The sequence below is a fragment of the Proteus sp. fly-1067 genome (assembly GCF_040139345.1).
Classification (GTDB): Bacteria; Pseudomonadota; Gammaproteobacteria; order Enterobacterales; family Enterobacteriaceae; genus Proteus; species Proteus vulgaris_B.
Map to the genome: position 1 here is coordinate 1 of NZ_JBEEUL010000012.1, position 13,010 is coordinate 13,010.

The window sequence follows — 13,010 nt, forward strand, 5'->3', positions numbered from 1 at the left end:
GGTAGTTCAGTTGGTTAGAATACCTGCCTGTCACGCAGGGGGTCGCGGGTTCGAGTCCCGTCCGTTCCGCCAACATTAAGAAACCTAAGTCTAACGACTTAGGTTTTTTTTTGCTTAAAATTTAAGAATAAATAGATATTAAATTTCTAAAATTAAGTAAAAATAACTAATTTATATAAAAATAATTACTTTTGTTGATTATGACGTCCTTTTAAAAGATGAGGGTAGCGCTAGGCTTTGGTATACTTAAGTCATAGCAAGAAATCTTGCTGCTTATCTGAGGTTGTGAATGGCGAAGAAACCGACTTATTCAGTACGTTTTGTGGCAGGTCAACCTGTAGAAAGGATTGAACCAAGCCCGCCTTTAAGTGAAAGAAAAGATACATTACCTATTGGAATGCCTCTTTATACAGAAGGCACACTAAAAATTGCGGTTTGGAATATCTATAAACAGCAACGACCCAATTGGCGTAATATGTTAGAGATTTTATCAACCGATACGCATTTACTTTTATTGCAAGAGGCTCAAACTACTCCTGAGCTTGTTCGTTTTGCAGGAACCCATCATTTAATTGCAGATCAAGTTCCCGCCTTAGCTTTTCAGCAACATCCTGCGGGTGTAATGACTTTATCAAGTTCTCATCCTATCTATTGTTGTCCTCTAAGAGAAAAAGAACCTTTTCTACGCTTATCAAAATCAGCATTAATTACGGTATATCCGTTGATTACGGGTGATCATTTAATGGTGATTAATGTACATGCAATTAATTTTAGTTTTGGTGTTGATGTGTATCAGCGTCAATTAAGTAATTTATCTGTTCATATCATGCACCATAAAGGCCCCATTATTCTTGCGGGTGATTTTAATGCATGGAGTCGTCCTAGAGTGAATGTATTAAAGCGTTTTGCTAGAAGGTTAAGACTTAAAGAGGTTATTTTTGATAATGATTGGCGTACTAAAGCATTTGGTAAACCGTTAGATTATATTTTCTATCGTGGATTATCGCTAAATAATGCAGAAGTGCTGATCACTGATGCTTCAGACCATCATCCTTTAATTGCAACATTTTATTAGTGAGTGATAATAACTATACTTAATATTAAATTTAAATATTTGAATTTGGTATGATTATATCTAGTATCAATTAGAATAATTATTTTAATGATAGTTTATCTATCTATTTAATCTATTTGTTATATCAATACCTTTTACTATACTTTTTTTGTCTATCTAATATCACTAGATATAGGAAATAAAATGCCAACAAAAAATATAGTTATTATTGGTGGTGGTACCGGCGGAACTATTCTTGCTAATATCCTGGCTAAAAAATTAAATGAAGAAATCTTTTCAAATAAAATCAAAATAACACTTATTTCAGATAATCCTCATCATTATTACAAGCCTGCATTTATGTATATTGCATTTAATCTTTTTTTAAAAGAAGAGTTAATGCGATCAGAAAGAAGTTTATTAAGGCCTGAAATTGAATTTGTTATAGATAAAGCTGAGCACTTTGACTTTAACAATAAAATTATCTATTGCGAGTCTAAGAAAAAATATAATTATGATTTCTTAGTTTTAGCAACGGGTTGTGTTCCTAGCCCTCATAGAATTGAAGGTTTAAAAGAAGCAGGAAGTCATTTTTATCAATATGAAGCAGCAAGAGCGCTTGCTGATAAACTTGCGACAATTGAAAAAGGGCGTGTATTTATTACAGTGAGTTTCCCTGAAACGCCGAATGTGCCTCATCAATGTGGTATTGCTCCTATGGAAACAACCTTGATGCTTGATGAACTATTACGTCAACGTCGAGTAAGAAGCAATATTGAAATTGTCTATACTTATCCTACAGTTGCTCAACTTTTAAGAAACTGTTTGTTTATGCAACAAGAGGTTTGTGAAGTCCTTCCTGCGGTATTTTCAGAGCGAGATATTAAAGCTAAACGTGGATTTACATTAAGCCATGTTGATCCAGATAAAAAGATAGCTTACTCAAAAGAAGGGGAAGCAGAGCCGTTTGATATTTTGATGAGCACTCCGCCAATTACTGCGGTTGAAGCTATTCGTAACACGGGGTTAAGTGAGCATAATAATGGTGAAGGTTGGTTACCGACAGATCCTGAAACATTGCAAGTTTATGGATTAAACCAAGTTTATGTTATTGGTGATACCGTTGATTTACCAATCAGTAAAGCCGGTGGCAGTTGCCATAACCAAGCAGGTGTGATTGCTAATAATATCTGTGGTGAACTTCGCTATGGCTATCCTGCCGCCATTTACGATGGTCGAGTACAAGCCGTTGCACAAATGGGGCTATCAGCAGGAATGCCATTACAATATGACTATAAGCACGACGTAATACCGACACCGCCAACAAAATTAGGGGGATTATTGCGTAATAGTTATAACAGAGGCTTATATTGGGCAACAGTTAGAGGATTATTATAGGGGATACAATAATGAGTGAAAATAATTTAAGCCCAGAAGATATTCAACTGTTAACGGATGAAGATAAATTACACCTTCAACATTTATTAGAAAAAGCAAGACCATTATTAGCATTAAAGCGGTTTGATAATATCGTCGATTTATTATCTTTAATATCAGATTCAATAGATATTATGGATAATGCGACAGTTGAAAAATTGTCAGTTGCATTCGAGGAAACATTAATTCCAGTATGGGAGTTAAGTACTGCTTATAATATGGCAAAGAAAGAATCTATTTATCAAGATAAAAAATATACTTTAGGATCAACTTTTTCGTTATTAAAAAACCCTGATACGCTTAAAGGAATTTCTATTATTCTAAGAACAGTTCAAATTATCGGGGAAAATAATCAACGAATAGAAAATTAATTAGTAATTAGGAGATATAATGATGCAAGATAATAAACATTTTAATACTCAAGCAATACATTATGGCTATTCTCCGTTAGATTCTCAGGGGGCATTAGTGCCTCCTGTTTTTCAAACGTCTACTTTTGTTTTTCCGACGGCTCAATATGGAGCTGATTGTTTTGCAGGACGGCGAAAAGGACATTTCTATTCACGGATTTCTAATCCCACATTAAATTTATTAGAAAAACGTTTAGCACAATTAGAAGGTGGCGAAGGTGCAGTTGTTTTTTCTTCAGGAATGGGTGCAATTACGTCAACTTGCTGGTCGTTACTTCAACCTGGTGATGAATTGATTGCTGATATGACGCTTTATGGATGCACTTTTACTTTTTTTAATCATGGGCTTGCTAAGTTTGGTGTTAAAATAAAGCACGTTGATTTAACTAATCTTGAAAAATTGAAAGAAGCGATTACTGAAAAAACAAAATTAATTTTTTTTGAAACGCCTGCTAACCCTAATATGCGCGTCAGTGATATAGAAAAAATATCAGAAATAGCTCATCAGCATAATATTTCAGTGATAGTGGATAACACTTACTGTTCACCTTATTTACAACAACCTTTAAAACTTGGTGCAGATATTATTGTACATTCAATGACCAAATATTTATCAGGCCATGGTGATGTAACTGCGGGCGCGATTATTACTACACATGAATTAGCCGATAAAATACGTGTTGAGGGTTTAAAGGATATGACAGGGGCTTGTTTATCTCCTCACGATGCCTCGTTAATATTACGAGGCATAAAAACGTTAGGTATAAGAATGGAGCAGATCTGCCAAAATGCACAACGTATAGCTCAATACCTTGAAGATAATCCTAAAGTCGAAACTATTTATTATCCTGGGCTGACTTCTTTTCCTCAATATGAACTAGCCAAACATCAAATGCGATTAGCTGGAGGTATGATAGCTATTGAGTTAAAAGGGGGCATTAAAGCCGGCAGAGAATTTCTCAATCGCTTAAATCTTTTTAGTCGAGCTGTGAGCTTAGGAGACTGTGAATCTTTAGCTCAACATCCAGCGACAATGACTCATGCTACTTATAGTGCAGAAGAACGGCAAAGGCATGGTATTAGTGACGGTTTGGTTCGTTTATCAATAGGTCTGGAAGATGTGGATGATTTAATTGCAGATCTAGAACAAGCACTGGCTTAGTAACAGTAGCTATTATGTAATAAAGAAAAAGGCTGTGAAATTATCCACAGCCTTTATTGTTCAACTTATATATTGGTTAATTCAGAAATATGATTTATTTCTGGTTCATTCTTGGTTTGATACCAACATAATAGCCGATAGTTAAAATCGCTACCCATATCATACCCACAATCAATGCCATTCTAGTTGATTCAAAATAACCTAAGATTGCGATAACAAACGCCATAAAGACGATAGTCAGCGCAGGTGCAACTGGCCATAGCGGTACTGGAAATTTAAGTGTTTTTACTTCTTCGGCGCTCATCTTACGGCGCATAGCGACTTGAGAAAGCAAAATCATTAACCAAACCCAAACTGTTGCAAATGTCGCAATAGAGGCAATTAAAACAAAGATTTGTTCTGGAATAAGGTAATTAAGCACGACGCCAAGTAACAGTACCACAGACATCACAAGTACTGTCATCCAAGGCACGCCATTACGGGTAAGCTTCATAAAGGATTTAGGTGCTTGTCCTTCTTGAGCCATGCCGTACATCATACGACCAGCCCCAAAGATATCACTATTAATTGCGGAAATAGCCGCTGTGATAACCACTAGGTTTAAAATGTTTGCCGCTGAATTGATCCCTAGATTCGAGAAAATCTGTACAAATGGGCTACCGTTATGGCCGATTTGTTGCCAAGGGAAAATACACATTAGAATGAATATCGTTAGAACATAGAATAATAAGATACGAAACGGTACGGCATTGATAGCTTTAGGAATGGTTTTCTCAGGATCTTTAGCTTCACTGGCAGTAATACCAATTACTTCAATTCCACCAAATGCAAACATCACAATGGCAAGCGAGGCGATAACCCCTTCAATACCATTTGGCATAAAACCACCAAACTCCCATAAGTTAGAGATACCAATAGGATGTTCAGTTTGTTGGCCAAAGCCATACATCATAATAACAACACCACCAATGATCATTGCGATAATAGCGGTGACTTTAACAATAGAAAGCCAAAACTCCATTTCACCAAATATCTTCACATGGCAAAGGTTTAAGGCACCAATAAAGCAAACTATGCCTAATACCCATATCCATTGATCGACATCTGGGAACCAAAGTTTCATATAAAAACCAAATGCTGTGACGTCAGCCAGACACACAATCAGCATTTCAAAAACGTAGTTCCAGCCGGTTAAGAAGCCTGCTAAAGGCCCCATATAATGGCTAGCATATTGTGAGAAAGAGCCCGCAACAGGATGATGAACGGCCATTTCCCCTAATGCACGCATAACCATAAATACCGCAGCACCACCAATAAGGTAAGCCAATAATACTGCTGGACCTGCTTTTTCAATGGCTGCAGCTGAGCCATAAAATAGACCAGTCCCGATCGCAGAGCCTAGCGCCATGAAACGAATGTGCCGCCCTGATAATCCTCGTGAAAGTTGATTCTCTTTTTGCATCTAAAGTATTCCCATCTCTGTCCAACGGAGGAACTCTATCCTCTTTTTCAGTGTCTTCTCGCACGTTAGCTATTCAAAACAAACCATGTACCTTATCATAAAGCCTCTTACGGTGAGATAGTTATCTGTAATAATCATCAGCATTCATTGGATATCAGAGTTTCTTATGCAATACCCCATTAATGAAGTGTTTCAAACCTTACAGGGTGAAGGTGTTTTTACTGGCGTTCCTGCGCTTTTTGTTCGATTACAAGGTTGCCCAGTTGGCTGTAGTTGGTGTGATACGAAGCATACTTGGGAAAAAGAGGACGAAAAAAAAGTTCCTCTCGGTGATATCCCGATTAAAACGCAAGAAAGCGATACTTGGGGCGAAGCCAGTGTTGCTGAAATTTTATCACTTTTTCAGCAACAAGGTTATAGTGCAAAACACGTTGTTATTACGGGAGGGGAGCCTTGTTTATATGATTTGCGTCCTTTAACGCAAGGGTTAGAGCAAGCCGGTTTTGCCTGCCAGATAGAAACCAGCGGTACTCATGACATTCTATGTAGTGAAAAAACATGGGTTACACTTTCACCTAAAGTAGGAATGCGAGGTGGTTTTCGTGTTTTATCAAGCGCTATCAATCGCGCTAATGAGATAAAACATCCAGTTGGACGTGAAAAAGATATTGAAGCTTTGGATACATTACTGGCATTACGCACAGAACAACCCGCACCTGTTGTTGCTTTACAACCCATTAGTTGTAAAGAAAGTGCAACGGCATTGTGTATTAAAACTTGTATTGAACGTAATTGGCGTTTCTCAATGCAAACGCATAAATATTTAAATATTGCGTGATCACATTTTAATATGAAAAAATCAGCCAATAAAAGGCTGATTTTTTTAGATGATAACGGTTTAATGTTAATACAAATCTACTCACCGTGATAAATACATCCTGCTGTACACGTCTCTTTCACCATTACTGCAGATAATAATGGTAATACCGGTTTTACTTGGTGCCAAATCCATTTTGCGAGCACTTCGCTGGTCGGATTTTCAAGGCCTTCAATTTCGTTAAGATAGTAGTGATCAAGGCGATCAAGAGTAGGTTTAAATGCGGCTTTAACATCAGCAAAATCAATAAGCCAACCTGACTGCGTATCAACTTCACCTGTTAGTTCTAATCTAACCAAAAAGGAGTGTCCGTGCAGGCGTCCACATTTGTGGCCTTCAGGAACATTCGGTAAATGGTGGGCGGCTTCAAACTGAAAATCTTTAAAGATGGTGGTTGTCATCAAAACTCTCTTGACTTAATTAGTAAAAAAAAGACACAAATAGAACGAAGTCTATCAGTGTAGCCGATTTAGCGTATCACGCCTAATCTCCCTTAATCTTAATGACTTGTTATGTTCCTTTTTGCTTATTAATTATATTGGTAAAGGAAACCGATAAATAAATTTAGCATTTAAGGTTATTAGATAGAGCCAACAGGTCTTTAATTCACCTTCTAGTCGTGAGATACCCTCTCAATATTAGAAATATTATCAAAGAACAATAAAGCACAGATAAGTGCTTCGCTTTTTTAAGGCAGGATAAATGAGCAATCAACCCCCATTATTATCAATGCTTCCATTAACATCGGAGCAATTGAATAAATTACAGGACGCAACAAAAGATCTCTCAACTGCGCAAATTGCATGGTTATCTGGGTATTTATGGGGGCAATTGGATCATGCTGCCGTATCCGTACCAACAGCAGTTGTTTCACCACAAGTTCCTGAACAAGAGACAATAACATTAATCTCTGCCTCCCAGACTGGTAATGCCCGCCATCTGGCAGAACAATTACGAGATAACCTAGTTGCTCATAAATTGAATGTTGAGTTGTACTCTGCCAGTGAATATAAATTTAAGCAGATCCATAAAGCGACAACTTTAATTATTATTGCATCTACACAAGGAGAGGGCGAACCTCCAGAGGAAGCGATTGCTTTCTATAAATACCTGCACTCTAAAAAAGCCGCTGAAATGAAAGAAACGGCTTATGCAGTTTTCAGTTTAGGCGATACCTCTTATGAGCATTTCTGCAAAGCAGGTAAAGACTTTGATGAAAGAATTACCCAGCTTGGTGCAACGCGTTTATTACCTAGAGTTGATGCTGATGTTGAATATCAATCTGTTGCGGATGGATGGATAAAACAGCTCACAGAAATATTAAAAGCGAGAGTTCCTGTACAAAGCACTCTTGTATTGCAACAAACTCAGGCAGGTACGACGGATACTATCAATGCCTCCGTTTATCATCGTAATGCGCCTTTTACTGCCACATTACTGACTAATCAAAAAATCACAGGCAGAAATTCAGATAGAGATATTCGCCATATTGAAATCAGTATTGAAGGTTCTGATTTACAATATCAACCCGGTGATGCGCTGGGAGTTTGGTTTAATAACTCATCTGAAAAAGTCGATGAACTTATTGCTTTGTTGTGGCTAAAGGGTGATGAACCTGTCACGTTAAAATCTCAAACATTCACCTTAAAAGAGGCCTTATTACATCATTGTGAACTGACTCAAAATAGCGCGCCTATCGTCAAGGCTTATGCACAACTTACACGACATGAAGATTTATTGTCATTGGTGGCTGATAAAACAAAGCTTCAGCAATATGCAGACAAACACCCTATTAATGAGATGGTGCGCCAATATTGCGCTCAACCAACGGCACAAGATTTTGTGGATATTTTACGCCCATTAACACCACGCCTTTATTCTATCGCTTCATCACAACAAGAAGTAGAAGACGAAGTACACCTTACTTTAGGGGTTGTACGTTACGACGTTAATTCGCGCGCTTATACCGGCGGCGCCTCTGGTTTTTTAGCTGATGGCTTAAAAGAAGGCGATAGTGTCAATGTTTTTATCGAGAAAAATGCACATTTTCGTCTCCCTGAAGATAACACTGCACCTGTCATTATGATTGGTCCAGGCACAGGCATTGCACCTTTTAGGGGCTTTATGCAGCAGCGCGAAAATGACGCGGCAACAGGTAAAAATTGGTTATTTTTTGGTAATCCTCATTTTGTAGAAGATTTTCTCTATCAAGTGGAATGGCAACGTTATGTCAAAAGCGGTCTGTTAACTCATATCGATTTAGCATGGTCACGAGATCAAGCACATAAAATTTATGTACAAGATAAATTGCGTGAACGTGGTAATGAGATTTGGCAATGGTTACAGCAAGGTGCTTATCTTTATGTCTGTGGTGATGCGTCACGAATGGCAAAAGATGTTGAACAGGCGTTGTTAGATATTGTGATGGAGTGTGGCAATAAAAATATTGAAGAAGCAGATGAATACTTAAGTGAGCTACGTCTAGAAAGGCGTTATCAGAGGGATGTCTATTAAATGAAATCACACACTCAAGCGCCCTTAGTGGTTGAAGGGAAACTGGCTGATAGTGAACGCATGAAAAAAGAGAGTCACTTTTTACGCGGTACTATTACAGAAGACTTACAAAATGGTTTAACCGGTGGCTTTGAAGGCGATAACTTTTTGTTAATTCGTTTTCATGGCATGTATCAACAAGATGACAGAGATATTCGAGCTGAACGTGCAGAGCAAATGCTAGAACCTCGCCATGCCATGATGCTACGTTGTCGTTTGCCCGGTGGCATTATTTCGCCTAAACAGTGGCTTAGCATTGATAAGTTTGCGACGGAAAATACGCTATATGGCAGTATTCGTATTACCAATCGTCAAACATTTCAATTTCATGGCATTTTAAAGGGCAATGTAAAACCCGCTCATCAAATGTTAGCCGCCACAGGATTGGATTCTCTAGCTACTGCGAATGATGTTAACCGTAATGTCCTATGTACTTCAAACCCAGTACAATCTTCATTACACCAAGAAGCGTATGAGTGGGCGAAAAAAATATCAGAACACTTATTACCTCGCACTCATGCTTATGCGGAAATCTGGTTAGATAAAGAGAAAGTTGCAACTACAGACGAAGAGCCTATTTTGGGGGAAACCTACTTACCACGGAAATTTAAAACCTCAGTGGTGATCCCGCCTCATAATGATGTTGATCTGCATGCGAATGACATGAATTTTATTGCGATTGCTGAAAATGGGCATCTTGTCGGATTTAATGTGCTGGTGGGTGGCGGTTTAGCCATGACACATGGCGATAAGAAAACCTTTCCTCGCTTAGCCAGTGAATTTGGTTATATCCCTATTGAAAAAACCTTAGCAATTGCTGAGGCGATTGTGACAACTCAGCGTGACTGGGGAAATCGAACTGAACGCAAAAATGCAAAAACAAAATACACATTAGAACGCGTTGGTGTAGAGACGTTTAAACAAGAGGTTGAACGCCGTTCAGGTGTCACTTTTGAGGCTATTCGACCTTATGAATTTACACATAGAGGCGATCAGATTGGTTGGTTAAAAGGTGTTGATGATAAATGGCATCTTACTTTATTTATTGAAAGTGGCCGGTTGATTGATACGCCTGATGCTCCATTAAAAACAGGTGTCGCTGAAATCGCTAAAATTCATCAAGGCGATTTTCGCCTTACGGCTAATCAGAATTTAATTGTGGCAGGTGTACCTGAGAATGAAAAAGCCAATATTGAGGCAATTGCTCGTCAATATGGTTTGATCAATTGCCAAGTTACACCACTGCGTGAACATGCGATGGCGTGTGTTTCTTTCCCAACATGCCCATTAGCGATGGCAGAAGCTGAGCGTTTTTTACCCTCATTCACCGACACACTTGATAGCTTAATGACAAAACATGGCATCAGTGATGAGCACATTGTTGTACGCGTAACTGGATGCCCAAATGGCTGTGGTCGAGCAATGCTTGCAGAAGTGGGGCTGGTGGGAAAAGCCCCTGATCGTTATAACCTACATTTAGGCGGTAATCGTATTGGTACACGCATACCTAGAATGTATCGTGAAAATATTACCTCACAAGAAATCATCGCAATACTTGATACGCTGATTGGTGAATGGGCATCTTCTCGTGATAATAATGAAGGTTTCGGCGATTTTCTTATTCGCACTGATGTTGTTAAACCTGTACTCAACTCTGCCGTGGATTTTTATGAAGTACAGGAGGCGGTATGAGTTTATTTCAGCTTGAACAATTAAGATTATTATCGATAGAAGAACAACAAAAAACGTTAGCTGAAATTAATCAACAACTTGAGCAACTCACCGCTATTGAACGTATTACTTGGGCTTTAGCTCATTTGCCTAAAGCTTATGTACTAAGCTCTAGTTTTGGTATTCAGTCCGCAGTCTGTTTGCATTTAATCACAAGGCAATATCCTGATATCCCCGTGATTTTGACAGATACGGGTTATTTGTTTCCTGAGACTTATCAGTTTATTGATACATTGACTCAACAGTTACAACTTAATTTAAAGGTGTATCGAGCTGAATTATCTTCATCTTGGCAAGAAGCCCGTTACGGTAAACTTTGGTTAAATGGCATAGACGGTATTGAGCGATATAACAACATCAATAAAGTTGAGCCGATGGAAAGAGCATTAAAAACGTTACAGGCTCAAACATGGTTTGCAGGTCTTCGCCGACAACAATCTAAAAGTCGTGAGCATTTGCCAGTGCTTTCAATCGCAAAAGGGATCTTTAAGTTTTTACCGATAGTAGATTGGGATAATAAGCAAATTCATCAATATCTTAAAGAAAATGATTTACCCTATCACCCCTTATGGGAGCAAGGTTATCTCTCTGTGGGTGATACTCATACAACCCGAAAATGGGAAGAGGGTATGAGTGAAGAAGAAACTCGTTTTTTTGGCTTAAAACGTGAGTGTGGGTTACACGAATAACGCCATTATTTATCAATAAAATAAATAGGGTAATAGTTCAATCTATTGCCCTATTTGTCGTTTTTAAAAAATTAACTTATTGAAATTATTTTATTTTTCCTTATTCCTTTCTGTTCCATCACATAGCTTTTTGTCATTTCATAAGCCCTAAAGCACCTTTTATAGTCATTACTCATAAAGTGAACAACGAAGGTGAGATACGCGTATGGATTACCTACCCTTATTTGTGGAATTAAAAGAACGCCCTGTGTTATTGGTGGGTGGTGGTCATGTCGCCGCGCGTAAAGCTTTGCTGTTATTAAGAGCAGGTGCTCGTTTAAGAGTGATTGCACCTCAGTTGTGTGATGAATTACATCTTGCTTATCAGCAAGATAAAATTGAATGGGTGTCAGCAAAATATCAATCTGAACATCTATTAGGAATGATGCTGGTTATTGTGGCTACGGATGACTATGTTCTTAATCAGCAAGTTTATCTTGATGCACAAGCACGACATATTTTTGTCAATGTTGTGGATTCACAACCTCAATGCTCATTTATCTTTCCTGCCATTATTGATAGAAATCCTATTTTGATCGCGATTTCATCTGCGGGAAAAGCGCCTGTTTTAGTTCGTATGATACGTGAAAAGTTAGAGGCCTTATTGCCAAGTTCATTAGGCACAATGGCGACAATAGCAGGAAAATGGCGCAATAAAGTGAAACAACACTTAGATACTTTTCAAGCGCGTTGTCGTTTTTGGGAGCAAGCCTTCGGTGGTAAATTTGCCACTTTAGTGGCGAGTGATCAATTGGTTCAAGCAGAAGCCCATCTTGAACAACAACTAAAACAAAAAGAGAGCCAACAAGGTGAACTTGCATTAGTTGGAGCAGGGCCAGGTGATGCAGGTTTATTAACACTGCGCGGTTTACAGGTTATTCAACAAGCTGAAGTTGTCCTTTATGACAGTTTAGTGAGTCCAGAGGTTTTAGAGCTTGTACGACGTGATGCTGACACTATTTGTGTGGGCAAAAGAGCTGGACATCACAGTGTTTCTCAAGAGGAAACGAATGCACTGATTGTGAAATATGCGCAATTAGGTAAACGAGTTGTTCGGTTAAAAGGGGGAGATCCCTTTATTTTTGGACGTGGTGGCGAAGAAATTGAAATTGCTATCGCGCATGGGATTGCGTTTCAGGTTGTACCTGGAGTCACAGCTGCCAGCGGAGCAAGCGCTTATGCGGGGATACCATTAACTCATCGACAATACGCTCAAAGCGTTACTTTTATGACGGGTCACTGTAAAGCTGATGGTATTGAACCTGATTGGGGATCATTGGCACAAGCTAATCACACTCTCGCTATTTATATGGGAACGGCAAAAGCAGAACTGATTAGTCAGCGTTTAATTAAACTCGGACGTTCTCCATTAACGCCTATCGCTGTTATCAGTTGTGGCACACGCCGTGATCAGCAAGTTTTCACGGGTAACCTAACGCAATTAGCACAATTGGCAGAAAAAGCACCAACTCCGGCTCTCCTGATTGTAGGAGAGGTTGCTGCATTGCACCATCAACTTGCGTGGTTTGGCGATAGACACGCTTATCCGTCTTTACCTTCGCACCATTCATCTTTGGTTCATTTTGCCTAAACGAG

The 13,010-nt window shown here is 38.7% G+C and carries 11 protein-coding genes; 9 read left to right on the top strand and 2 right to left on the bottom strand.

Annotated elements, in window-relative coordinates:
• Positions 1-289 precede the first annotated feature (289 nt).
• From ABN217_RS14940 to ABN217_RS14955, 4 genes are all read left to right on the top strand, one after another.
• Entirely contained in the window at positions 290-1,075 is a 786-nt protein-coding gene (locus ABN217_RS14940) for an endonuclease/exonuclease/phosphatase family protein (protein WP_072070197.1), read from the top strand.
• A 183-nt stretch (positions 1,076-1,258) separates the two neighbouring features.
• Positions 1,259-2,452: an NAD(P)/FAD-dependent oxidoreductase gene (locus ABN217_RS14945; protein ID WP_072070196.1), complete on the top strand. Its 1,194-nt coding sequence runs from the start codon at positions 1,259-1,261 to the stop codon at positions 2,450-2,452.
• Between the two features lie 11 nt (positions 2,453-2,463).
• On the top strand, positions 2,464-2,862 hold the full coding sequence (locus ABN217_RS14950; RefSeq protein ID WP_197269924.1) for a hypothetical protein: 399 nt from the start codon (positions 2,464-2,466) through the stop codon (positions 2,860-2,862).
• Between the two features lie 19 nt (positions 2,863-2,881).
• Positions 2,882-4,063 carry a methionine gamma-lyase gene (locus tag ABN217_RS14955; protein ID WP_349459566.1) on the top strand — a complete coding sequence of 394 codons (1,182 nt, stop codon included), beginning with the start codon at positions 2,882-2,884 and terminating at the stop codon, positions 4,061-4,063.
• 94 nt (positions 4,064-4,157) lie between these two features.
• On the opposite strand, the gene ABN217_RS14960 is transcribed toward ABN217_RS14955, so the two are convergent.
• A complete protein-coding gene (locus ABN217_RS14960) occupies positions 4,158-5,525 on the bottom strand; it encodes an L-histidine transporter HutT (RefSeq protein WP_115350833.1) in 1,368 nt (455 codons plus the stop codon).
• A 166-nt stretch (positions 5,526-5,691) separates the two neighbouring features.
• Here ABN217_RS14960 and queE point away from each other — a divergent pair, with 166 nt between their 5' ends.
• Positions 5,692-6,363, top strand: a complete 672-nt coding sequence (gene queE / locus ABN217_RS14965) for a 7-carboxy-7-deazaguanine synthase QueE (protein ID WP_072070192.1) — start codon at positions 5,692-5,694, stop codon at positions 6,361-6,363.
• Positions 6,364-6,440: 77 nt separating this feature from the next.
• Here queE and queD read toward each other — a convergent pair whose 3' ends face one another.
• The gene (gene queD, locus ABN217_RS14970; protein ID WP_196553847.1) at positions 6,441-6,806 is read right to left on the bottom strand and encodes a 6-carboxytetrahydropterin synthase QueD; all 366 of its coding nucleotides are present in this window, start codon (positions 6,804-6,806) and stop codon (positions 6,441-6,443) included.
• Positions 6,807-7,104: 298 nt separating this feature from the next.
• Here queD and cysJ point away from each other — a divergent pair, with 298 nt between their 5' ends.
• The 4 genes from cysJ (at position 7,105) to cysG (ending at position 13,005) form a co-directional block, all read left to right on the top strand.
• On the top strand, positions 7,105-8,916 hold the full coding sequence (cysJ, locus tag ABN217_RS14975; protein WP_349459567.1) for an NADPH-dependent assimilatory sulfite reductase flavoprotein subunit: 1,812 nt from the start codon (positions 7,105-7,107) through the stop codon (positions 8,914-8,916).
• On the top strand, positions 8,917-10,647 hold the full coding sequence (gene cysI / locus ABN217_RS14980) for an assimilatory sulfite reductase (NADPH) hemoprotein subunit (protein WP_349459568.1): 1,731 nt from the start codon (positions 8,917-8,919) through the stop codon (positions 10,645-10,647). It begins immediately after the preceding gene.
• A complete protein-coding gene (locus ABN217_RS14985) occupies positions 10,644-11,375 on the top strand; it encodes a phosphoadenylyl-sulfate reductase (protein WP_196553850.1) in 732 nt (243 codons plus the stop codon). Before cysI ends, ABN217_RS14985 begins: the two co-directional genes overlap by 4 nt.
• A 205-nt stretch (positions 11,376-11,580) precedes the next feature.
• Positions 11,581-13,005 (top strand): siroheme synthase CysG, encoded by a 1,425-nt coding sequence (cysG, locus tag ABN217_RS14990; RefSeq protein ID WP_349439744.1) that lies wholly within the window; start codon positions 11,581-11,583, stop codon positions 13,003-13,005.
• The last annotated feature ends 5 nt before the right edge of the window (positions 13,006-13,010 follow it).